The sequence below is a fragment of the Halomonas sp. 11-S5 genome (assembly GCF_029889825.1).
GTDB lineage: Bacteria > Pseudomonadota > Gammaproteobacteria > Pseudomonadales > Halomonadaceae > Halomonas.
Map to the genome: position 1 here is coordinate 87208 of NZ_JARANW010000006.1, position 22750 is coordinate 109957.

The following is a 22750-nucleotide window of genomic DNA, read 5'->3' on the forward strand; positions in this document are numbered from 1 at the left end:
GCGTTGAGAATGAGGTCTGGTCATCGTGTTTCCCTTGGTCATAATAGTGCCCGACATGGAACCGCAGGGAAGCCGGCCCCTCTACGTCATCGCCCCGCCGTCGGAAATGGCCGACGACAGCCCAGCATGACACACCACAGGTTTCCCGAATGCCGATCCCCTTCCCGAATCGATGTCTTCCCGGCACCGCCCTGTGCAGCGCGCTGCTGCTGGGCACGCCGGCCGCCCTGGCCGGCGACGATTTCCTGGCCCAGGCCTACTCGCCCGATACGCTGCCCCCGCGTCCTCTCGACCAGACCCTGACCCGGCTGGCGCCCGACGCCGACCCTCGGGTCCTGCGCCTGGCGACCCGCGCACTCTCCTGTGCCGACCCGGACGCCGAACGCCTGGCGGTGATCGACTTCTCGCTGCCCTCCACCGAGCCGCGCCTCTGGGTCTTCGACCTGCAGCGCCGCCAGTTGTTGTTCGAGGAACTGGTCTCCCACGGCCAGGGCTCCGGCAACGCCATGGCCGAGACCTTCTCCAACATCCCGGAAAGCCACCAGTCCAGCATCGGCCTGTTCCGCACCATGAACAGCTATCAGGGCAGCAACGGCTACTCGCTGCGCCTGGAGGGACTCGAGCCCGGGGTCAACGACCTGGCCTACCAGCGCGCCATCGTCATTCATGGCGCCGACTATGTCAGCGAGGCCTTCATCGAGCAGACCGGCCGCCTCGGCCGCAGCTATGGCTGCCCGGCGGTTCGCCAGGCGGTCGCCGCACCGTTGATCGACAGCATCAAGGAGGATCAGTACCTGTTCACCTACTATCCCGATCCGGAGTGGCTGGCGAGCTCGGACTTCTTCCGCTGCAACCGGGATGAGGGGCAACTGGCCCTGAACTGACCCGCGCCCTGCCATGGCGCCACCGCGGGCGGCACCATGGCAGGGCATACGGGCCTCTGCTGCACCCTACTGCACCGCCCTCGGGGCATCGCTCGAGGCTTCAACACCCTCCATTTTATTAACAAGTATTTGATAAAAAAAGGCTTTTCATGAATTGGCCGCCGCCTTGCTTTAGCACTGAACAGCAAGGCAGGCGTAGACCAGGCTCCCCGGGAGTACGAGTGCGTCGGACCCGACCTTCAACGGCGAAGGCCCAGGATCGTGTGTTCGACCATCACTCGACGAGGTACTCCCATGGAGATCCGCAACAAGGCCAACAGGATTCGCCTGTTCACCTTCAAGACGCCCCAGATGCGTGCCTTCCACTTCTCGTGGTTCGCCTTTCACATCTGCTTCTTCGGCTGGTTCGGCATCGCCCCGCTCATGGCGGTGGTACGCGACGACCTCGGCCTGACCAAGACCCAGATCGGCAACACCATCATCGCCTCGGTCGCCATCACCGTAGTCGTGCGGTTGCTGATCGGCGTGCTCTGCGATCGCATCGGTCCGCGCCGCGCCTATACCTGGCTGCTCTGTCTCGGTTCCCTGCCGGTGATGAGCATCGGCCTAGCCTCGAGCTTCGAGACCTTCTTCCTGGCCCGCCTGGCCATCGGAGCCATCGGCGCCTCCTTCGTGATCACCCAGTACCACACCTCGATGATGTTCGCGCCCAACGTGGTGGGCACCGCCAACGCCACCTCGGCCGGCTGGGGCAACCTCGGTGGCGGCACCACCCAGATCCTGATGCCGCTGATCTTCTCCGGCCTGCTGATGCTGGGCGTCAACGAGGCCTTCGGGTGGCGTCTGGCCATGGTGGTGCCGGGCGTGGTGCTGTTCCTCACCGGCATCGCCTACTACCTCTTCACCCATGACGCCCCGGACGGCAACTTCGATGAGCTGCGCGCACGCGGCGAGCTTCCGCCGGCCAGCGGCGAGCATGGCATGGGGGCAAGCTTCAAGGCTGCCGCCGGTGACATCCGTGTCTGGGCACTGTTCGTGGTCTATGCCGCCTGCTTCGGGGTGGAGCTGACCATCAACAACATCGCCGCTATCTACTTCTTCGACAACTTCGAGCTGACGCTGGCCACAGCCGGCATGATCGCCGGGTTGTTCGGGCTGATGAACCTCTTTGCCCGCACCTTGGGCGGCGTCTTCTCCGACCTCTTCGCCCGCCAGGCCGGCTTGAAGGGGCGTGTGCGCTGGCTGTTCATCGCCATGCTCTGCGAGGGCATCGCCCTGATGTTCTTCTCGCAGATGCACGTGCTGGCACTCGCCATCGGCATCATGCTGGTGTTCAGCCTCTTCGTGCAGATGGCCGAGGGTGCCACCTTCGGCGTGGTGCCCTTCATCAACAAGCGTGCACTGGGCGCGGTGGCCGGGATCGTCGGTGCCGGCGGCAACGCCGGGGCGGTGGCCGCCGGCTTCCTGTTCCGCTCCGAGGCGCTCAGCTATCAGCAGGGGCTCTTCTACCTGGGCATCGCCGTGATGATCGCCGCCCTCTGTACCCTGATGGTGCGCTTCTCGCCGGAGGTCGAGGACGAGGAAGCCGCCGCCTACCGCGACGCGGCGAGCGACGAGGGAGGTGGCGCCCTGTCGCTGCGCTGATCACCGCCGTGCCTGCCCCACACCACCGCCTCACCGGGCGGTGGTGTTGCGTTGAGCGCCGGGATTGCAGCCATGTCTCGGACTGGGCCATGCTAGAAACCGACGGGTCACTGGCAGAGGAGAGGACGATGCAGCATCGTGTATTATTGATCACCGGGGCATCGAGCGGGATCGGCGCCGCCACGGCCCGGGCCGCCTCGCGGGAAAGCTACAAGCTGGTGCTGGCCGCCCGCTCCCGGGAGAAGCTGACGGCCCTGGCCGAGGAACTGGGCCCGGAGAACGTACTCGCCATCGGCTGTAACGTCACCGCCATGGAGGAGCAGCAGGCCATGGTCGAGCAGGCCATGGAACGCTTCGGTCGCATCGATGCCGTGTTCGCCAACGCGGGGCGCGGCGGCCCGCCGGGAGGCTTCAGTGGCGCCGACCACGAGGCCTGGCGCGAGATGATCCTGACCAACATCTACGGGGTCGGGCTGACCCTGCAGGCCACCCTGCCGGCACTGCGTCGCAGCCGTGGCCATGTGCTGCTGACCGGGTCGGCCGCCGGCCGCACCACCATTCCCGGCTCCATGTACGGCGCTACCAAGTGGGCGGTGAGCGGGATCGGCTACAACCTGCGCGAGGAGTTACGTGGCAGCGGCATCCGGGTGACCCTGATCGAGCCCGGCATGGTCAATACCCCCTTCTTCGACGACCCCCCGGAGAACGCCCTGGAAGACCGAGACATCGCCAACGCGGTGACCTATGCCCTGGGGCAGCCGGAACACGTGGATGTCAACGAGATCCTGATTCGCCCCACGCCTCCGCTGGGATGATCTACGCCTCTGCACACGCAACAGCATGACACCCAACCAAAGACCTTTCCCCTGACACTCTCGATCGGCGACAGGATTCCGGATATCACCCTCAAGACCCCTGGCCCCGATGGGCCACAGGACCTCTCCACCGGCGAATTCTTCGCCGACCGGCGCGTGGTGCTGTTCGCCGTGCCCGGCGCCTTCACGCCCGGCGGTTCCTGCCCGCTATAGCAGCCAGGCCCTGTGGCTCGAGTACCATTTTCTTGATGCGCCTGTTGGCCACATTTCCCCCTGACCCACCACAACATAGATACAACCGATTGTTATCCTTGTATTTTCTCGGGAAAGCTGAGAAGACTCATACTCTGCATGGGTCACCCACAGAGCCTGTAACATGACTTTACAATCATCCGGGATCGACCAACACTTACCGCGTCGACTCCACAACCACGATCATCCAGTGGTCGTGGGACAGGGCTCAGTTCATCTTCCGGCCAGGAACATGACTGCTGCCTGTGAATGACACCACAGAATCATGACCCCCGGGCCAAGACCCGTGGGCAGGACTCGCCTTTCGCAGGGCCTGATCACCATCAGCAATGGTTGCCAGCAACCATGAGGGAACGTGATGATGGAACCATCCAGGCAATTCATGACAGTAGGGAATACAACCTCTCTTCAGGATACGCTACAGCAGCTTTCAAGTTATGGCTGGTCGATCCACCATGCCGATAATGCACAGGAAGCGATGGAGTTATTGAACAGGGAAGTCTGCAGGGTCGGATTGACCGCCATCGACCCGTCGGCATCCTCGCTTCCCCTGGAAGTCAACACCAGGCCCGGCTTGTCGCAGATCCAGTGGGTGGCGATCCTCGAACATGATGTATTGCCGCACGACAAAGCTCGCGACCTGATCTATAACGCCTGCTATGCCTATCAAGCCCATCCCATCGATGCGAGACGACTCGATATACTGCTGGACAGCGCACTGGGCATGGCGAGCCTTCATGAAGCTCCCCCTATCCCGACGCTTTCCTGTCCGGATGACGACTATCACATGGTCGGTGAGAGCCCGGTCATGCAGCAACTCTACCGAACCATCCACAAGGTGGCCGCCGCCGAGGCTCCCGTACTGATTACCGGGGAGTCCGGTACGGGGAAGGAACTCACGGCCCATGCCATCCATGCCCATTCATCCCGACGCCATGGCCCCTTCAATGTCGTCAATTGCGGGGCTCTACCTTCCGGCCTCATCCAATCCGAGCTCTTCGGCCATGAGAAGGGAGCCTTCACCGGTGCGAACCAACGCAAGATCGGCATCATAGAGAGCTCACAGGGAGGAACGCTTTTTCTCGACGAGATCGGAGACCTGCCCCTGGACATGCAGGTCAACCTGCTTCGCTTCCTGGAAAACCTCAAGGTCTTCCGGGTCGGTGGACTCCAGGAGATTCCCGTCGATGTCAGAGTCCTGGCCGCCACCCACGTCAACCTCGAGAAGGCGGTAGACAAGGGAGAGTTCCGCGAGGACCTCTATCACCGGCTCAATGTGCTTCAAGTCAGGACGCCGGCGCTAAGAGAGCACCCGGAGGACATCGAGCCCCTCGCCCGCTTCTTCTTCCAGAAGTTCTCTGCGGAAAAGCCATCTCGGGTACGTGGGTTCAGCCGCGACTGCACGGTGGTCATTCGGCAGCACCCCTGGCCGGGGAACATACGCGAACTGGTCAACCGGGTCAGGCGTTCCATGGTCATGTGCGAACACCGGCTCATCACGCCCTCCGACATGGGGCTGGAAAGGCGCCATCGCCTTTCCCGGGATACCGATACCCTTCAGCAGGTACGCGACATGGCAGAGTCCGACGCCATCAGGGCCGCCCTCGCACGCAACAAGCACAAGGTGCTGCATGCGGCGCGAGAGCTGGGCATCTCAAGGGTCACCCTGTATCGGCTTCTCGAGAAGCACTGTATCGACAAGAACGGTGGCTCGGATGATGGAGAAACGCACGATCCATCGACATCCAGATTCGTTCAACTAACCTCAACATGATGGAGGAAGGTCACAGGCGCCCGCTGACCAGACCTATTCATGTTAGCCAGGGGCGTTGTGATCGAAATCGGACCATGTCTCTCCCGGGGGACGAGGCACTACTCAAGCAAGAAGAAAAGGAAGGGAACCATGAGTTCACGAGCCACGAGCATCCTCTACACGGCCGGCATGCTATCGGTGATCGGCTGCACGCCCGTTCTGGCCCAGCAGACGGCACAGGACACGCAGATCCAGCCGGTTGGCCAAGAGCCCGAGGAGCGGGAGGTCCAGCCAGATGTCCAGGCCATGGCGGAATACGGCGGCGTGCTGACGCCCAAGGGCAGGCTGGTACTGGAGCCGGAATTCCAGTACTCCCACGAGAGCATCAACCGCATGACCTTCGAGGGGGTCAGCGTTCTGAGCACCCTGCTGATCGGGGTGTTCACGGCACAGGATGTCGACCGGGACAACTACACGGCCTCGCTGACCGGCCGGCTGGGCTTTACCGACCGCCTGGAACTCGAGATGAAGGTGCCCTACGTGTATCGGGATGAGTCGGAAAGGGTGAACGTTCCGATCGAAACCGACAAAAGCGGGGACAATGTTTTCACTCTGGACCGAGAACTATCCAATGATGCGCTGGGCGATATAGAGGTGGCTGCGCACTACCAGTTCAACCGTGGTCTCGATGGCATGCCCTACTTCATCGGCAACCTGCGCTACAAGAGCACCACCGGCGAGGGTCCCTTCGATATCCGTCGCAACAGCGCCGGAAACCCGCTTGAGCTATCCACCGGCACAGGCTTCCACTCCATCGAACCCAGCATCACTATGCTGCTCCCCTCCGCCCCGGCCGTCTACTTTGCCAACCTGGGCTATGTCTTCCACCTGGAAGATAACGTGGACCAGCGACTGACTGATGATAATGATAACGACATTTTTATCGGCGATGTGGATCCCGGGGATGCCGTGAGACTGAGTTTTGGCATGGCCTACTCCATCAACCCGAGGACCTCCTTCACACTGGGCTACAAGAACGACTTCATCGGCAAGACCGAGACGGAATATGTCGACAACAGCACCGGGGGCACCACTCGCGTCAGTTCCAGCACCCTGAACGTCGGCGCCCTGCTGCTCGGCTGGTCCTACCAGTTGAATCCGGATGTCTCCGTCAACCTGGGCCTGGAACTCGGCATCACCGAGGATGCCCCGGACACGACCCTGACCCTTCGCATGCCCATCGGCATGAATGTGTTCTAACCAAGCCCATAAACCAAGGCGGCTGCCAAATCGGCAGCCGTCGCGTCATATTCCTAATATCATCTTCCACCATGCCCTCTTCCAGTCCAAAAGCGCCTCTCGTGCGATAATACGAGCTTGGCAGATGACTCATACCTATCAGCGCAGGATTCCCGAGAAGGAGTCAACAATGGAGGCCCGTTGCTTGGCCGCCCTCAGTGCCCCGATATTGCTGAGTCGAACGTCGATATTGATCCGCTGCTGTATATCCCGCCCGGAGGCATTACTCACCACACCACTGACGATGGCGTTGCGCGTGATATTGTGCAGGGCCGCCGTGAAACCCTTGTGATCGTTCAGGGTAATGCCGGAAAAGTCCGCCAGGCCCGAGAGGTCGACACCACCGGGGGTCACATCGGTTACTGAGAGTCCTGTACCGCCCCCCACCTGCCTGGCTGACCTGGAGGGATCACGGAATGTCTGGGACACGAGGTCCATTCCCGCCTTCGTGAAGTTCACGACCGACACCAGCTCGATGCTATTATCGATCATCGTCTGCAACCTGGCCCCGAAATCCACATCGAGCCCACTGATATTGAACCCCGCCCGCATCTGATCGAGTTCAGCATCGGCGATGACCGTCCCTCGATGGAAATCATCCCGCGTCGCGGACGACAGCGAAACCTCCGTATAGAGTCTCGCGGCTGCCTGATCACTCAGGTAATGTGACCGTTGTTCATTCAACCAGGCGTCACTTGCCGCCGGTGAGGCCGCCGGGGTTTCGGCGGCAACCAACACCAGCAGGGCGCCCACCCAACACACCCGGCTTACATGAATACTCCTAGCGCGAGACAGCATCTTCGCATCTCCTCATCACCGGCCCATCTCATTTCTGGCAGGCAGGGTCAGCAGGCTGGCACCGATGCTGGAGCGGCTCACGCCTCTTGCCAGCGGTGAGTCGGGGCGCACGGCCCAATCCTGCTCATGGTTGAAGTTGTTCCTGGCGATCTCGATCTCCCCGCGCGCCCCCAGCACCGTGCCGTTCCACAGGGACTCGAAGTGCTCCCTCGGCACCACCTGGGTACCCGCCGCGGGATCGCCCACCAGGATATTGTCGTCATCGATGCCCTTGACGACGACGAAATGCTTGTAGCCTCCAGTGTCCACCATCGTAATGGCCGGCACCCCGATGCGAATGAAGTCATCCAGGCTGATCCTGAATCCATCGGCATTGAGCCCCTGGGCATCCAGGTAACGCTTCATGTCCAGCATGGAAAAGCCATGGCGCTGGATCTGTTCGGCATCCCCGGCACGGATCATGCTCTCGAAGACCGCTGCCTCGGTGGTCTCACGCTGATAGTGGAAGGTCAGCAGGGTCGCGACGGACGCGGACCCACAGCTGAAGTCATACTGCTGCCGTATCACCCTGTCCCAGCCCTTCTCCTGCAGGCTCTTGGCCTCGACCTGAAAGCTGCCGAAACGATTGGCAATAGCCACCTGTCCGGCAAGGGCCGCCATAGAACTCCCCATGAGAACGAGTGATGCCATGCTGCAGCAGAGTTGCCTCGTGAGTTTCATGGCACGTCTTCCCCTGGTTGGAAATCGGGTATCCGAACCCGATAGGGGCTCAGTTGGCGATAAAGACACTGATGCCCACCGCATTGTTGATGGAATTCCCGTTGCCGGTCACGGCGCTGAAGATTCCCGTACCGCTATAGCTCCCCAACGCATCGGGGGCGAAACTGATGTTGCCCGAGACCATATCGCCACCGATATCGAAGGAGGTATCCGTTACCGAGGCCTTCAGGTTCTGGACGCTTTTTACCGTAGTGAGGTTGACGATCGCACCTCCCTCCCTGGCCCTGGCCTTACCCATTTCCTCCAGGTTCATCCGCTCCATCGCGGCGAAGCCATCTTCCTGAAGCGCAGAGCCATCATCTGCCTGGCTCTGTGCCGCCCCGAAGGTGATCAGCACCATGGCGAACGTAATAGCCATCAACTGCAGTTGTCGGCGGGGTAAAGTTGAGAGAGTTGAACTGACTGATGACACCTTCATGGCCTTGACTCCCGATATCCGGTCCATAGGGACAGTTCATCAAGGGAGCCGGTGGGGTTGCCCCCACCAGCTCCCGCTTCTTGCGAGCGCGTCATGCGCCCCGGATCATCAGTTGCCGATGCCCACATTACTGTGAGCCGCGACGTTGGTGCCGGACACCTGGGAGTTGTAGAGGCCGGTGGACACGTTCATGTTGTTGATGCCACCGAACACCCCGGCCGCGACGGACACGTTGGCCGCACCGGTAGCCAGGCTGGCACCGCCGCCATTGCCGCCGTTGCCACCTGCACCGCCGTTGCCGGCATAGGCATAGGCATCACCGGTGGTGGCACTGCCACCCCCACCGCCGCCACCATTACCGTTGCCGCCGTTCCCGGCTACAGCACCAGCATCACCACCGGAACCACCGGCGCCGGCTGTGGCCGTGCCAGTTCCAGTGCCGGTGCCAGTACCGGTGCCAGTACCTGCTCCACCAGTACCATTACCGGAACTTGCGTTGGCGCCGGAGCCTGAATCGGAAGCAGCATTCTGCGAGCCGCCTGCTCCCAGGAAGCCCCCATCACCGGCATCGTCATTTTCTGCATTGGCACCCGAAGCGGAGCCAGCTGATGTTCCTCCTACGCCTCCGCCTTGGCCGCTACCACCACCTAAGCCAGCACCGAGCCCGATACCGCCGGCATCGCCACCCGAGGCATCGGTTCCGCTAAAGGCACCAGCACCGCCGCCAGAGCCACCGTTTCCATTGCCGCCATTACCGCCGACACCGATGCCCACATTGGCGGAAAGCGCACCGCCACCAGCACCACCGGTCGCGCCGGTAGCACCCCGGGCGCCGTTGATGTTGATACCGGAACCAACCACGGTGGAGTTGAGCTCCTGCATGGAGATAACGCTGGTAGAGGTGTTGTAGGACTCGCTCATGGCCCAGGCGTCACCGCCACGGCCGGTGGAGCCTCCCGTGCCGCCAGCGCCAGATCCGGCAGCATAGCCACCGGTGCCGGCTCCGCCGGTACCACCAGCACCACCACCACCGCCGCCGAAGAGACCATCGGAGTTATCATCTCCGCCATCGGCATTGCCACCGGTACCACCACCGGCAAGACCCAGACCGAATCCGGCCCCACCATTGGCGTTGCCACTGGCGCCCCCCGTCGCGGTGGCCGTTGAGGTCACATCCTGATCTACATCATCGGCAGCACCAACGCTCGGGTTGGCGTGCGCCGTGGAGATGGCCATTACCATGGCCAGCAGAGGGGTACCCGCTACTACGAGATACTTTTTCATGATCATGTCTCCATTTGTTGTGTCTGCTGCAGCCTGCGAACTCGCGCCATCGCCCCAACCGTTCACGTCTGGACCCTTGAATGACGCTTCCTGCTCGCAGTCACCAACCCATCAGCATGATCCGTGCCAGCTGAGAATCCCCTGGATGTAATTGACTGTAAAAAAGGAAAATTTATAAATGCCAGCCACTTCCCCATCAGTGGAGGCATTGCAGCGGCCTTTTGTAACTGAATGGTTAGTGCCTCATCGGTGAAACACTAGATCGGTAAGAAAACCTGGAATGCCGTGCATTCTCTTCAGAAACAAGCCACTACCAACATCACATGAAGTGACTCGGTAGCGTTACAGTCCGGTATCGAAAAAAGACCGAGCCGACAATCGGTCGACTGGCTAAAGGCTGGCGACAGAAGAAGCCAGTGCAGCTGGTCTCTGGCTGCGAAGCCTGAAGAAGATCAGTAGAGGTGCTGCTCGAGAGCCGAATCACACGGCAGCGGATGAGTTGCCGCCATCCGCACCACGCTGCCCACCACGATAAGGCAGGGCGAGGGCAAGGGTTCGGCGGCGAGCCGTGCCGGCATGTCCGCGAGGTTCCCGACCAGCGAGCGCTGTTCGGGCAGGCTGGCATTGGCCACCAGCATCACCGGCCAGTCGTCGGGGAGCCCAGCCCCGCGTAACCCGTCGCAGATCGCCGATACCTTGCTGAGCCCCATATAGAACACCAGGGTCTCGTCCCGGCGGGCCAGCGAGGCCCAGTCGGGCTCAGCGTCTTCCCGGCAGCATTGGGCCGTGACGAAACGCAACTGCTGGGCATGGGCGCGGTCGGTGAGGGGGATGCCCATGGCGGCACAGGCCGCCGAGGCGGCGGTAATGCCGGGCACGATCTCGACCGGGACACCGGCTTCGCCCAGGGCGGCGAGCTCCTCCCCCATGCGCCCGAACACGCCCGGGTCCCCGCCCTTGAGGCGCACCACTGACTTGCCCTGACGCGCCAGCCTGACCATCAGCTCGCCGATCTCGGCCTGGGGTACGCTATGGTGACCGCGGGCCTTGCCCACGTCGTAGCGCTCCCGTCCGACGGGAATCAGCGCCAGCACCTCATCACCGACCAGGCGGTCGTAGACCACGGCATCGGCCTGCGTCAGCAACCGCGCGGCCTTGAGGGTCAACAGGTCGGCAGCACCGCTGCCGGCCCCCACCAGATAGACGCTGCCGTTACGGCAATCGCCATCCCGCGGCCCATCCGCGGGACGCGCTGCACTGCCGAAACGCTCGGCGAGCCAGCGGCCTGCCCCTTGGGCGAGGCGTGCCAGCAGCCTGCCCGCCATGCCCGATGCTTCAAGCGACATCGATGGTGTTGGGTTGCGTCTTGGCGAACGCATGGGCCCCCTCCTCTTCGGCACGTGGTTCGGCACTTTCTTCGATCAGGGATTTGAGTTCGGGAATGCAGCTGCCGCATTGAGTGCCGCAGGCCAGTCGGGCGCCCAGCGTCTCGACGCTGGCATCCCCCTCTCGGATGGCAGCGACGATGGCCCTCTGCCCCACCTGGTGACAACTGCAGACCAGCGGACCGCTATCGCCGGCCCCATCGTCGCAACCTGCGAGCAACCGGCGCCGGCGTCCGGCGTCCAGCCCCTCGCCCCCGGCCGCTTCGGCGAAGCGCTCGGTGAGCCAGGCCAGGCCGGGCAGCTCGGCGGGGGGGCCCACCATCAGCCACCAGTGCAGGCGCCCTTCCGCGATGCCGGCGGCGCGCCACCGTCCGCCATCCGGATCCTCGCTCCACAGCGTCGGCGCGGTCGGCAGATACGCCGCCAGCCAGGTCCGCCAGTCCGGTGCGTCCCCCGGGTGACCGGCCAGTTGCCAGCGCTCGGCATGGCTCAGGGGAATGCGCGCCCAGTAGGCGACATCACCACGGATCTCGCCACCCAGTGTCAGGTCGTTCGCTACCAGCAGGGTCGCTTCCCAGCTGGCCGCCAGCGGTGCGAGGGCGACCGCGCCTTGCTTGAGTTCCGGCTGGCCGGAGACGGGATCGAGATGGGCCTCGAACAGCGCTCCCGTCCGAGCCGTGCCGCTGAACTGGTCGGTCCAGTGGATGGGCACGAAGAGCTCGCCGCGACGCTGGGCCCGGGAGAGGCGCACCCGGCCGACGTAGTCGCCGCCGGCGCCGGAGAGCCGCGCCAGCTGCTGGTCCTCGATGCCCTGGGCAGCGGCATCTTCCGGTGCAACCTCGATGAAGGGTTCGGCACGGTGGTTCATCAGCCGCGGAGCCCGGCCGGTACGCGTCATGGTGTGCCACTGGTCGCGCACTCGGCCCGTATTGAGCCGCAGCGGACGGGCCGGGCTGAGCGACTGCTCGGGGCCGCGAGGCCGCACCGGGACCAAGTGGGCTCGCCCATCCGGGGTGGCGAAGCGGCCATCCTCGAACAGCCGGGCGGTGCCGTGAGGGGCGTCGGCCGTCACCGGCCACTGGATGGGGGCCAGGGCGTCGTAGGCCGCACGATCGAGGCCGGCCAGCGCCGAGATATCGAAGAGCCGTGCACTCTCGGCGGCGTTCTCGAAGGCCGACAGGCGGGCATGCTCGTCGAAGATCTCGCCGGGGTGCCGGTAGGCGAAGGCCTCGCCGACGCCCAGGCGCCTGGCCACCTCGACCATGATCCACCAGTCGTGGCGAGCCTCTCCCGGCGGCGGCAGCAGGCCTCGCTGGCGCGAGATGCACCGCTCGGAATTGGTCACGGTACCGTCCTTCTCGGACCAGCCCGTGGCCGGCAACACGATGTCGGCATAGGCCAGCAGGTCGGTGTCGGCCACGCACTCGGAGACGATCACCAGCGGGCAACGTGCCAGGGCGCGACGCACGCGGTTGGCATCGGGCAGGCTCACTGCCGGGTTGGTGGCCATGATCCATACGGCCCGGAGCTCGCCGCGCTCGATTGCCGCGAACAGCTCGACGGCCTTGTGGCCCGGTCCCTCGGGCAGGGTCGGCACCAGGCCGTCAGTGGTCCAGAAGCGCGTCACCCGGTCGAGGGCGCCCGGCGTGTGGTAGTCCATGTGGGCGGCGAGCTGGTTGGCCAGGCCGCCCACCTCGCGGCCGCCCATGGCATTGGGCTGGCCGGTGATCGAGAAGGGGCCGGCGCCGGGCAGGCCGAGCTTGCCGCCGGCCAGGTGGCAATTGATGATGGCGTTGGCCTTGTCGGTGCCGCTGGAGGACTGGTTGATGCCCTGGGAGAAGAGCGTCACCACGTGCAGCTGGCTGGCGAACCAGTAGAAGAAGGTCTCCAGGCGTTCCGCATCGACATCGCAGTCGGCGGCGATGGCCTCCAGCGTGGTATCGTCCCCCCGCGCCGCGGCCAGGGTCTCGTCCAGCCCCTGGGTGTGCTTCTCCAGGTAGACCCGGTCGAGCTTGCCCTGGTCGGCCATCCAGGCCAGCAGGCCGTTGAACAACCGCGCATCGCTGCCCGGTGCCACACCCAGGTAGAGGTCGGCGATCTCGCAGCTGTCGGTGACCCGCGGGTCGATCACCACCACCCGCATCAGGGGATTGCGGCTCTTGGCGGTACGCAGCCGCTGGTAGAGGACCGGGTGGTTCCAGGCCAGATTGGCGCCCACCAGCACCACAAGTTCCGCCTCCTCGAGATCCTCGTAGCTGCAGGGTACGGCATCGGCACCGAAGGCACGCTTGTGGGCCGCCACCGCCGAGGCCATGCACAGCCGCGAGTTGGTATCCAGGTGCGGCGTGCCGAGGAAGCCCTTGAAGAGCTTGTTGGCGACGTAATAGTCCTCGGTGAGTAGCTGCCCGGACAGATAGGCCGCCACGGCCTGGTCGCCATGGGCGGTGCGGGTTGCCTGGAGCCGCTCGGCCACGGTGTCGAGGGCGGTATCCCAGTCGACCTCCACGCCATCGACCCGGGGCCGTAGCAGCCGCCCGTGATCGCCCAGGGTCTCGTGCAGTGCCGAGCCCTTGACGCACAGCCGACCGAAGTTGGCCGGGTGGTCGCTGTCGCCGTCCACCCCGGTGAGACGGTCGCCCTCGAGCCGCGCCAGCACGCCGCAGCCGACGCCGCAGTAGGGACAGGTGGTTCGGGCCTGATGCATCTCGACCTCCTTTCAGGACTGCAGACGACGACGCCCACCGCGATTCCCGAGGGAATCCAGCGGTGGGCGTCGTTGCCGTGATGGGGAGGCGACACAGTGCCTCCCCGCTGATAAGGGGGAATCAAGCAATCCCCGTGCCAGCAAGCCCCTACTCCTTGGCACCTGGCGGCTTGGGTACGGAATCAGGCCCCGCGCCCTCGCCTCCTGCACCATGCCAGGGGCGCCATCGGCTTCACCTGCACCATTTTGGACCATATCGGCCGCCTAGCGGACACGACCCAGGGCCGCCGGGCCCCGTGCGACGGGTAACGCCGAGTCTGGAATGCATCTTGCAGCACTGCTGCCATCAGAAGCCGAGCCACGAGCGACACACCCTATGCCACCACCCCTGAAGATCCTGCTGGTCGACGACGAGGTCGTCCGCGCCGCCATGATCGAGGAAGCCCTGACCCGCCAGGGCCACCGGGTCATCTGCCGGTTGACCAGCCCGGCGAGCCTCAACGAGAGGGTCGCCTGCCACCAGCCCGATGTGGTGATCATCGACATGGAATCCCCCGACCGCGACACCCTGGACAGCATGGCGCTGCTAAATCGCGAGAACCCGCGCCCAGTGGTGTTCTTCGCCGACCAGCACGACCCCGAGACCATGCAGGCGGCCCTCAAGTCCGGCGTCAGTGCCTATGTGGTCGACGGCCTGCTCCCCGGCCGGGTCAAGGCGATCATCGAGGTCGCCATCACCCGCTTCGATGCCTTCCAGTCGATGCGCCAGGAGCTCGATCGCGCGCGCAACCAGCTGGTCGAACGCAAACGCATCGAGCGGGCCAAGGGGCTGCTGATGAAGCACCAGGACTGCGACGAGGATCAGGCCTATCGCATGCTGCGCAAGCTGGCCATGGACCGTGGCCAGCGGATCGCCGAGGTGGCCGACAGCGTCATCGATATTCTCGAACGCCTGCAGAAGGGGCCGCTCTCATGACCGCCACACCCTCACCGGAACTCACCCGCCTGACGCTGGGTTTCATCCCTCTGCTCGATGGCGCCCATATGCTTGCGCCCCTGCCGCTGGCCATGAGCCTGGGCTGGGGCGAGCGCCCTGCGAGATCCTGGCGCCCATCACCCTGAGCCGCAGCGGCAATACCCTCACCTTGTCGCCTGACCTGGCAGGCGCCAGCGGCGCCCGCCTCACAGAGGACCCCGCCGACAGCGGCTTGCCCCTGCCGCGGTGCTGCGCCCCGAGGCCGCCGGCCGTTTCGCCGAGCCCATCGCCCGGTACATGCAGGCTAACGGTCGGCACCTGGATCGCCGCACCCAGGAGGAGTGCTACAGCCCCGTGCATTTCGACGCCACCACGCACCACTGATGTGCAACCCCGCCAGAACAAGGCGAACTGGAAGCCGGAAAGACGTGACTCTATTGCACTGGAAATAAAGGAGAAATATAGATTTCATGGTCAGCTGGCCAGATTCTTGATGGTAACGGGAAAGCCGCGATCAATGGCGATCGCGCCATTCAATGACGAAGACGTCTCCGCGCTTCCCGATGTCGGGCAGCGTCGAGGCGTCTTTTTTTGTTCGCGCCTGTTCGCGAGAGAGGTGAAGCGATGAGTCACCGACATTCCCCGGCACCGATCGAGCACCTGGTGATCGTCGGCAATGGCATGGCCGGCCATCGGCTGGTCGAGGCCCTGGCCGGACACCCCGGACGACCGGCCCGCATCACCGTAGTCGGCGCGGAGCCCACCCCGGCCTACAACCGCATCCTGCTCTCGCCCTGGCTGGCCGGCGAGATGGATCGCGCGGCCCTGACCCTGCGCGAGGCCGACTGGTACGCCGAGCAGGGCGTGACATTGGTACTCGGCGAGCGGGTCAAGGGCCTCGATCGCCGGGCCCGCCGCCTCACCCTGACGAGTGGTCACGTCATCGACTACGACCGCCTGGTGCTGGCCACCGGCTCGCGACCGACCCTGCCGGCGGTCCCTGGCATCGGCCTCGACGGCGTGCACGGTTTCCGCGACCTGGACGATGCCCAGGCGCTGGCGGCGGCGGCCGGGACTGGCGGACGGGCGGTGGTCGTCGGCGGCGGCCTGCTCGGTCTCGAGGCTGCCGAGGGGCTACGCAAGCAGGGCATGGCCACCAGCGTGCTGCAGCGCTCATCGCGGCTGATGAACCGTCAGCTCGACGCCACCGCCGCCCAGCTGCTGGAGGCCGAGCTCGCCGGTCGCGGCCTGGCGGTTCACACCGACGCGCGGCTGGCCGCCCTGGAGGACGGCGGCGGCGGCCGGGTCGCCGCGGTGCATCTCGAGGATGGCCGCCGGCTGCCGGCCGACTGCGTGGTTGTCGCCGCCGGCATCACCCCCAACGTCGAGCCGGGACGCGGCGCCGGCCTGGTGGCCGACCGCGCCCTGGTCGTCGACGGGTTCCTCACCACCTCGGACCCGGCCATCCATGCCCTAGGCGAGTGCTGCCAGTTCCAGGGCACCACCTATGGCCTCGTGGAGCCGATCTGGCACCAGGTCGAAGTGCTGGCCGCTTACCTGTGCGGCGAGGCCGTGGCGGGCTACGAGGACGCCCCCAGCGCCACCAAGCTCAAGGTCAGCGGCGTGTCGCTCTATGCCTTCGGCCCCACCGCGCCGGACGACCACCACGAGGTCCTCAGCTACCACGACCCCGAGCAGGGCGACTATCGCCGCCTGCTGCTGCGCAACGGCCGCATCGACGGGGCCGTGCTCTATGGCGACACCGCCATGGGCGCCTGGTACTTCGCCCAGGCCCAGGCCGGGCGCGACCTCGGCCCCTGTCGGCAGGCCCTGCTGCTCGGCGCGGCCGATGCCGAGGCCCTGCTCGACGCCCACGCATCAAGGACCCACCCCCAGAAGGAGGCCGCATGAACAAGCCACGTCTCATCATCATCGGCAACGGCATGGTCGGCCACCACCTGGTCGAGCAGCTGGTCCAACAGGGCGCCACCGAGCGCTACGCCATTACCGTGTTCGGCGAGGAGCGCCACCTGGCCTATGACCGGGTGCATCTCTCCGAGTACTTCAGCGGCCGCAACGCCGAGTCCCTGGCGCTCTCCACCGGCGACTTCTACGCCGAGCACGGCATCGAACTGCGTCTCGCCGAGGCGGTCACCGCCATCGACCGCGACGCCGGCAAGGTGGTCACCACCGAGGGCCGCATCCCCTACGAGCGCCTGGTGCTGGCCACCGGTTCCTTCCCCTTCGTGCCGCCGATTCCCGGCAACGACCGCGACGGCTGCCTGGTCTACCGCACCCTGGATGATCTGGACGCCATCCGCAGCGCCGCCGAAAACGCCGCCACCGGCGTGGTGGTGGGCGGCGGGCTGCTGGGTCTGGAGGCGGCCAATGCCCTGCGCGGCCTGAGCCTGGACACCGCCGTAGTGGAATTCGCCCCACGCTTGATGCCCATGCAGGTCGACGCCGAGGGCGGCGAACTGCTGCGCGAGAAGATCGAGGCACTGGGCGTGCAGGTGCACACCGACCGCGCCACCCAGCGCATCGAAGACGGTGTGGACGCCGCGCACCGCATGGTCTTCCAGGACGACAAGGTGCTGGAGACCGACCTGATCGTGTTCTCCGCCGGCATCCGTCCCCGCGACGAGCTGGCTCGCGACTGCGCCCTGGAGGTCGGCGAACGGGGCGGCGTGGTGATCGACGACCGCTGCCTGACCAGCGACCCGGCGATACTGGCCGTGGGCGAGGTGGCGCTGTGGAACCAGAGCATCTTCGGCCTGGTGGCCCCCGGTTACCAGATGGCCAAGGTGGCGGCCGACACCCTGCTCGGCGGCGAGGGCGAGAGCTTCCGCGGCGCCGACATGTCGACCAAGCTCAAGCTGCTCGGCGTCGACGTGGGCGCCATCGGCGATGCCCATGGCAACCAGACCCCGGGGGCGCGGATGTTCCGCTATCTGGACCCGCTCAAGCAGGAGTACCGCAAGCTAGTGGTCTCCAGCGACGGCAAGCGCCTGGTCGGCGCCATGCTGGTGGGCGACAACGGCGTCTACGACACCCTGCTGCAGTACTACGCCAACCGCATGGAGCTGCCCGAGGAACCCGCCTCGCTGATCCTGCCCTCGAACGAAGGCGCGCCGACCCTGGGGCCCGATGCCCTGCCCGAGACCGCGACGATCTGCTCGTGTCACAACGTCACCAAGGGCGACATCTGCGCGACCCTGGATGCCGGCGCCAGCGACCTCGCCACGGTCAAGGGCGAGACGCGCGCCAGCACCGGCTGCGGCGGCTGTGCGGCGCTGCTCAAGAGCGTGGTCGACCACGAACTCGAGGCCCGCGGCGTGGAGGTCGACCCGTCGATCTGCGAGCACTTCGCCCACACCCGCCAGGGGCTCTATGACATCGTCCGCGTGGAGGGCATCAAGACCTTCGGCGAGCTGATCGACAAGCACGGCAATCCCGACACCCACCGGCCAGGCTCTTCATCAGCCCCGAAGCCAGGCTCTTCATCAGCCCCGAAGCCAGGCTCTTCATCAGCCCCGAAGCTAGGCTGTGACATCTGCAAGCCGGCGGTGGCCTCGATACTCGCCTCCTGCTTCAACGAGCCCATCACCGACGCCGCCCATGTCCCGCTGCAGGACACCAACGACACCTTCATGGCCAACATGCAGAAGAATGGCACTTACTCGGTGGTGCCGCGCATCGCCGGCGGGGAGATCACCCCCGACAAACTGGTGGTGCTGGGCCAGGTGGCGCAGAAATACGGCCTCTACACCAAGATCACCGGCGGACAGCGCATCGACCTGTTCGGCGCCCGCCTGGAGGACCTGCCGGACATATGGGGCGAGCTGATCGAGACGGGCTTCGAGACCGGCCACGCCTATGGCAAGTCGCTGCGTACCGTGAAGTCCTGCGTCGGCAACACCTGGTGCCGCTACGGCGTGGCCGACAGCGTGGGCATGGCGATCAAGCTCGAGCACCGCTACAAGGGGCTGCGCTCGCCCCACAAGCTCAAGTTCGGTGTCTCGGGCTGCACCCGCGAGTGCGCCGAGGCCCAGAGCAAGGACATCGGCGTGATCGCCACTGAGAACGGCTGGAACCTGTATGTGTGCGGCAATGGCGGCATGCGCCCGCGCCATGCCGAGCTATTCGCCACCGACCTCGACGACGAGGCGCTGATCCGCACCATCGACCGCTTGCTGATGTTCTACGTGCGCACCGCCGACCGATTGCAGCGCACCTCGGTATGGCGCGAGAACCTCGAGGGTGGCCTGGACTACCTCAAGGCGGTGGTGCTCGAAGACAGCCTGGGCATCAATGAGGAGCTGGAAAGCCAGATGCAGGCCGTCGTCGACACTTACCAGTGCGAGTGGGCCAATGCCATCGGCGACCCCGAGAAGCTCAAGCGCTTCAGAAGCTTCGTCAATGACAGCCGCCCCGACCCGGACATCATCATGACCAGCGAGCGCGGCCAGCTCCGTCCAGCTTGATCCTCATGTGACCCCACCGAGCACCCATCAAAAGGATACCTATCCATGACGACCGCTACCGCGACCAATCCCATGACCCAGACCTGGCAACGCCTCTGCCACCGCGCCGACCTGGTGCCCTTCTCCGGCGTCGCCGCCTGGGTGGAAACCGCCGAGGGCCCCGCTCAGGTGGCCATTTTCTATATTCCATGCGGCCCGAACACGCCGCAGCCAGCCGGCCCGAACACGCCGGAAGGCACTTTACCCGGCCCGAACACGCCGGGAGAGGCCGGCCACGAGAGCGAGCTCTATGCCATCGACCACCACGATCCCATCGCCGGCGCCAACGTCAACGCCCGGGGCATCGTCGGCGACCTGAAGGGCCAACCGGTGGTGGCCTCGCCGCTCTACAAGCACCACTACCGGCTGACAGACGGCCAGTGTCTGGAAAACCCCGGCCTGCGCCTGCGCACCTGGGCGGTGAGCTTCCACGAGGACAGGGTGATGATCCGGGCCTGAGGTTGGCTGGCCGCTCCCCGCCTCGGCCGATATGCTGATAGTGTGATGCGACGCAGCATCATGAAGCACCGGGAGAGCGGAGATGAGCGAGAAAAGACAGATTGACCTGGCCCTGCAGGGTGGCGGCGCCCATGGCGCCTTCACCTGGGGCGTGATGGACCGTCTGCTCGAGGACGAGCGCATCGAGATCGAGGGCATCAGCGGCACCAGTGCCGGCGCCATGAACGGCGTGGTGATGGCCGATGCCCTGACCCGCGGCGACGAATCCACCGCCCGCGTGGCCCTGCGCGACTTCTGGCGGGCCGTCAGCCGAGCCGGCATGGCGAGCCCCGTGCGCCGTGCGCCGCTGGACGTGCTGACCGGCAACTGGAGCCTCGATCATTCCCCCGGCTATATCGCCCTGGACCTGATGAGCCGGCTGGTCTCGCCCTACCACTTCAATCCCTTCAACTTCAATCCGCTGCGAGACATCGTCGCCGAACGGGTCGACTTCGCGCGGGTCCGGGCCTGCGAGAACCTCAAGCTCTTCGTCACCGCGACCAACGTGCGCAGCGGCAAGCAACGGATCTTCTCCCGCGAGGAGATGAGCCTCGATGCGGTGATGGCCTCGGCCTGCCTGCCCACAGTCTTCCAGGCGGTGGAGATCGACGGCGAGGCCTACTGGGACGGCGGCTACATGGGCAATCCCTCGCTCTCGCCGTTGCTGCACGACTGCAGCGCAGGAGACATCCTGGTGGTGCAGATCACTCCCATGTATCGCCAGGAGGTGCCGACCAACGCCGCGGACATCCTCAATCGCCTCAACGAGATCACCTTCAATTCCGCCCTGATCAAGGAGGTGCGCACGATCGTGATGCTGCAGAAGCTGCTCGGCGAGCATGACATCGACATCGGCTGCTACGGGGAGGCCCGGCTCCACCACCTCAGTGGCGACGAGCCGCTGGCTCACCTCTCCGTCTCCAGCAAGCTCAATGCCGAGTGGGCCTTCCTCTGCCACCTGCATGAGCTGGGGCGCGCGACCACCGAGGCCTGGCTCGCCGAGCACTTCGACGACCTGGGCCAGCGCTCCACCCTGGACGTGGAACGCATCTACCAGGAGATCGAGGCCACTCGCTGAGTCAGCGTTGAGGGTCCACCGTAATATTGCGTTGCAACATGACCAGGCACCGTTCAGGATCGAGCAGGATGGCACTTCGCCATTCGAGAGATATCCCACCAGGCAGGGCCACAGCAAAGGAGGTGAACGTCGCATCGAGCGGGACGACACCGCGCGCGCCTGTCACATCGCTGACATCGAGCGCCGTCAGTGTCGACACTATGACGACAAGGAGAACTGCGCCGATGGTACGCATCGACAAGAAGGCCACCCGTCTCTACGTGCTGGACACCAATGTCCTGATCCACGACCCTGCCGCCCTTTATCAGTTCGACGAGCACGAGGTGGTCATCCCCATGACCGTGCTCGAGGAGCTCGACAAGCACAAGAACGGCATCCGTGAGATCGCCCGCACCGCCCGCCAGGTCAGCCGCACCCTGTCTGACCTCACTGCTAACGTCGATATCGACCAGATCCGCGACGGTATTCCCATCCCCCGACTCACCGGCCCTCAGGGCCGCCTGCGCCTGCTCTGCTACACCAATCTGAAACCGCTTGATCCCCTGGAGGAGAGCCCCGACAACCGCCTCCTGGCCGAGACCTGTCGGCTACACGACGAACGACCGGACGCCTCGGTGATACTCGTCACCAAGGATATCAACCTGCGGGTCAAGGCGGCCGCGCTGGGGGTGCCGGTGGAGGACTACCTTACCGATCGCGCCTTCGAGGACAGCGACTCCATGATCGACGGCGCCCGGATCTATCCGGATGCCGGCCACGATGGCAGCGGGCTCTGGGACAGCCTGGCGGTGGACGTCAAGGTCGTTCGCCACGATCACAGGGTCGTCTACCGCCTCGCCGGCGACATCCCCCGCGAATGGCACCTCGGCATGCTGGTCTCCGACAGCGACAACGGCGCCAGCTTCGAGGCCATCGTGCGCGAGGTAGGGCCGAGGCATGCCCACCTCGAGCTGCTCACCAACTACCGCCACGGCACCAGCGTCTGGGGGATCCATGCCCACGACAGCCGCCAGAACTTCACCCTCAACCTGCTGATGGACGACGACATCGACCTGGTGACCATCGCCGGCAGCGCGGGCACCGGCAAGACCTTCATGACCCTGGCCGCCGCCTTCCAGCAGACCCTGGACACCAAGCGCTTCGAACGCATCGTCTTCACCCGAGCCCCGATCTCGATGAGCGAGGACATCGGTTTCCTGCCGGGCACCGAGGAGGAGAAGATGTCGCCCTGGATGGGCGCCTTCCACGACAACATGGACAACCTACTGCGCGACGAGCACGACGGCAGCAGCACCTGGAACCATGACGCCACTCGCCAGTTGCTCGGCTCGCGAGTGCAGATTCGCGCCCCCGGCTTCATGCGCGGGCGCACCCTGAACGACACCCTCCTGATCATCGACGAGGCCCAGAACTTCACCCCCAAGCAGCTCAAGTCGCTGATCACCCGCGCCGGGCGCAACACCAAGATCGTCTGCCTGGGCAATGTCGGGCAGATCGATACGCCGTATCTGACCGCTAACACCTGCGGCATGGCAACGGTGGTCCAGCACTTCCGCGACTGGCCCCATGCCGGCCACGTCACCCTCAAGAGCGTCGAGCGCTCACGCCTGGCCCTTGCCGGCGAGGAACTGCTCTAGCAGACGCACAAGGGCCGGTGCC

Annotated in this window: 19 protein-coding genes and 1 pseudogene; 13 read left to right on the plus strand and 7 right to left on the minus strand. The window is 65.0% G+C overall.

Annotated elements, in window-relative coordinates; genetic code table 11:
- Positions 1-149 precede the first annotated feature (149 nt).
- The 6 genes and pseudogenes from OP497_RS06875 to OP497_RS06900 all read left to right on the plus strand — a co-directional run bounded on the left by OP497_RS06875 (position 150) and on the right by OP497_RS06900 (position 6608).
- Positions 150-884, plus strand: coding sequence for a murein L,D-transpeptidase catalytic domain family protein (locus tag OP497_RS06875; protein ID WP_280547420.1), 735 nt, complete (start codon positions 150-152; stop codon positions 882-884).
- A 294-nt stretch (positions 885-1178) separates the two neighbouring features.
- Positions 1179-2528, plus strand: coding sequence for an MFS transporter (locus OP497_RS06880; RefSeq protein WP_280547421.1), 1350 nt, complete (start codon positions 1179-1181; stop codon positions 2526-2528).
- A 128-nt stretch (positions 2529-2656) separates the two neighbouring features.
- Positions 2657-3343 (plus strand): SDR family oxidoreductase, encoded by a 687-nt coding sequence (locus OP497_RS06885; RefSeq protein ID WP_280547423.1) that lies wholly within the window; start codon positions 2657-2659, stop codon positions 3341-3343.
- Between the two features lie 51 nt (positions 3344-3394).
- Positions 3395-3544: pseudogene (locus OP497_RS06890) on the plus strand (redoxin family protein); the annotation flags it as partial.
- Between the two features lie 409 nt (positions 3545-3953).
- Positions 3954-5369 (plus strand): sigma-54 dependent transcriptional regulator, encoded by a 1416-nt coding sequence (locus tag OP497_RS06895; RefSeq protein WP_280547424.1) that lies wholly within the window; start codon positions 3954-3956, stop codon positions 5367-5369.
- A 129-nt stretch (positions 5370-5498) separates the two neighbouring features.
- Complete coding sequence (locus OP497_RS06900; RefSeq protein WP_280547425.1) at positions 5499-6608, plus strand: transporter; 1110 nt, start codon at positions 5499-5501, stop codon at positions 6606-6608.
- Between the two features lie 138 nt (positions 6609-6746).
- On the opposite strand, the gene OP497_RS06905 is transcribed toward OP497_RS06900, so the two are convergent.
- The 6 genes from OP497_RS06905 to OP497_RS06930 form a co-directional block, all read right to left on the minus strand.
- A complete protein-coding gene (locus OP497_RS06905) occupies positions 6747-7400 on the minus strand; it encodes a hypothetical protein (protein ID WP_280547427.1) in 654 nt (217 codons plus the stop codon).
- A 60-nt stretch (positions 7401-7460) separates the two neighbouring features.
- The gene (locus tag OP497_RS06910; RefSeq protein WP_280547429.1) at positions 7461-8105 is read right to left on the minus strand and encodes a C39 family peptidase; all 645 of its coding nucleotides are present in this window, start codon (positions 8103-8105) and stop codon (positions 7461-7463) included.
- Between the two features lie 109 nt (positions 8106-8214).
- Positions 8215-8643: a hypothetical protein gene (locus OP497_RS06915; protein WP_280547430.1), complete on the minus strand. Its 429-nt coding sequence runs from the start codon at positions 8641-8643 to the stop codon at positions 8215-8217.
- 108 nt (positions 8644-8751) lie between these two features.
- Positions 8752-9927, minus strand: coding sequence for a hypothetical protein (locus OP497_RS06920; RefSeq protein WP_280547431.1), 1176 nt, complete (start codon positions 9925-9927; stop codon positions 8752-8754).
- 452 nt (positions 9928-10379) lie between these two features.
- Positions 10380-11306: a uroporphyrinogen-III C-methyltransferase gene (cobA, locus tag OP497_RS06925; RefSeq protein WP_280547432.1), complete on the minus strand. Its 927-nt coding sequence runs from the start codon at positions 11304-11306 to the stop codon at positions 10380-10382.
- On the minus strand, positions 11263-14016 hold the full coding sequence (locus OP497_RS06930; RefSeq protein WP_280547433.1) for a nitrate reductase: 2754 nt from the start codon (positions 14014-14016) through the stop codon (positions 11263-11265). The genes cobA and OP497_RS06930 overlap by 44 nt, the downstream gene beginning before the upstream one ends.
- A 376-nt stretch (positions 14017-14392) precedes the next feature.
- Here OP497_RS06930 and OP497_RS06935 point away from each other — a divergent pair, with 376 nt between their 5' ends.
- The 6 genes from OP497_RS06935 to OP497_RS06960 all read left to right on the plus strand — a co-directional run bounded on the left by OP497_RS06935 (position 14393) and on the right by OP497_RS06960 (position 21091).
- Complete coding sequence (locus OP497_RS06935; protein ID WP_280547434.1) at positions 14393-14992, plus strand: ANTAR domain-containing protein; 600 nt, start codon at positions 14393-14395, stop codon at positions 14990-14992.
- Positions 14989-15138, plus strand: coding sequence for a hypothetical protein (locus tag OP497_RS06940; protein WP_280547436.1), 150 nt, complete (start codon positions 14989-14991; stop codon positions 15136-15138). Before OP497_RS06935 ends, OP497_RS06940 begins: the two co-directional genes overlap by 4 nt.
- 478 nt (positions 15139-15616) lie before the next feature.
- The gene (locus tag OP497_RS06945) at positions 15617-16903 is read left to right on the plus strand and encodes an FAD-dependent oxidoreductase (protein WP_280547437.1); all 1287 of its coding nucleotides are present in this window, start codon (positions 15617-15619) and stop codon (positions 16901-16903) included.
- Positions 16900-19476: a nitrite reductase large subunit NirB gene (gene nirB, locus OP497_RS06950; protein ID WP_280547438.1), complete on the plus strand. Its 2577-nt coding sequence runs from the start codon at positions 16900-16902 to the stop codon at positions 19474-19476. The genes OP497_RS06945 and nirB overlap by 4 nt, the downstream gene beginning before the upstream one ends.
- Positions 19477-19521: 45 nt before the next feature.
- On the plus strand, positions 19522-19974 hold the full coding sequence (locus tag OP497_RS06955) for a nitrite reductase (NAD(P)H) small subunit family protein (protein WP_280547439.1): 453 nt from the start codon (positions 19522-19524) through the stop codon (positions 19972-19974).
- Between the two features lie 82 nt (positions 19975-20056).
- A complete protein-coding gene (locus OP497_RS06960) occupies positions 20057-21091 on the plus strand; it encodes a patatin-like phospholipase family protein (RefSeq protein ID WP_280547440.1) in 1035 nt (344 codons plus the stop codon).
- 1 nt (position 21092) lies between these two features.
- Here the strand turns inward: OP497_RS06960 and OP497_RS06965 are convergent, their stop codons facing one another.
- Positions 21093-21332 (minus strand): hypothetical protein, encoded by a 240-nt coding sequence (locus OP497_RS06965; protein ID WP_280547441.1) that lies wholly within the window; start codon positions 21330-21332, stop codon positions 21093-21095.
- Here OP497_RS06965 and OP497_RS06970 point away from each other — a divergent pair.
- Complete coding sequence (locus OP497_RS06970; protein ID WP_280547442.1) at positions 21316-22728, plus strand: PhoH family protein; 1413 nt, start codon at positions 21316-21318, stop codon at positions 22726-22728. The genes OP497_RS06965 and OP497_RS06970 overlap by 17 nt on opposite strands.
- The last annotated feature ends 22 nt before the right edge of the window (positions 22729-22750 follow it).

Coding starts and splice junctions, on each gene's coding strand:
- OP497_RS06895 (WP_280547424.1), top strand. CDS start 3,954: ATGATGGAACCATCCAGGCAATTCATGACAGTAGGGAATACAACCTCT.
- cobA (WP_280547432.1), bottom strand. CDS start 11,306: ATGCGTTCGCCAAGACGCAACCCAACACCATCGATGTCGCTTGAAGCA.
- OP497_RS06900 (WP_280547425.1), top strand. CDS start 5,499: ATGAGTTCACGAGCCACGAGCATCCTCTACACGGCCGGCATGCTATCG.
- OP497_RS06875 (WP_280547420.1), top strand. CDS start 150: ATGCCGATCCCCTTCCCGAATCGATGTCTTCCCGGCACCGCCCTGTGC.
- nirB (WP_280547438.1), top strand. CDS start 16,900: ATGAACAAGCCACGTCTCATCATCATCGGCAACGGCATGGTCGGCCAC.
- OP497_RS06970 (WP_280547442.1), top strand. CDS start 21,316: ATGGTACGCATCGACAAGAAGGCCACCCGTCTCTACGTGCTGGACACC.
- OP497_RS06945 (WP_280547437.1), top strand. CDS start 15,617: ATGAGTCACCGACATTCCCCGGCACCGATCGAGCACCTGGTGATCGTC.
- OP497_RS06930 (WP_280547433.1), bottom strand. CDS start 14,016: ATGCATCAGGCCCGAACCACCTGTCCCTACTGCGGCGTCGGCTGCGGC.
- OP497_RS06885 (WP_280547423.1), top strand. CDS start 2,657: ATGCAGCATCGTGTATTATTGATCACCGGGGCATCGAGCGGGATCGGC.
- OP497_RS06960 (WP_280547440.1), top strand. CDS start 20,057: ATGAGCGAGAAAAGACAGATTGACCTGGCCCTGCAGGGTGGCGGCGCC.
- OP497_RS06920 (WP_280547431.1), bottom strand. CDS start 9,927: ATGAAAAAGTATCTCGTAGTAGCGGGTACCCCTCTGCTGGCCATGGTA.
- OP497_RS06915 (WP_280547430.1), bottom strand. CDS start 8,643: ATGAAGGTGTCATCAGTCAGTTCAACTCTCTCAACTTTACCCCGCCGA.
- OP497_RS06940 (WP_280547436.1), top strand. CDS start 14,989: ATGACCGCCACACCCTCACCGGAACTCACCCGCCTGACGCTGGGTTTC.
- OP497_RS06955 (WP_280547439.1), top strand. CDS start 19,522: ATGACGACCGCTACCGCGACCAATCCCATGACCCAGACCTGGCAACGC.
- OP497_RS06910 (WP_280547429.1), bottom strand. CDS start 8,105: ATGGCGGCCCTTGCCGGACAGGTGGCTATTGCCAATCGTTTCGGCAGC.
- OP497_RS06935 (WP_280547434.1), top strand. CDS start 14,393: ATGCCACCACCCCTGAAGATCCTGCTGGTCGACGACGAGGTCGTCCGC.
- OP497_RS06880 (WP_280547421.1), top strand. CDS start 1,179: ATGGAGATCCGCAACAAGGCCAACAGGATTCGCCTGTTCACCTTCAAG.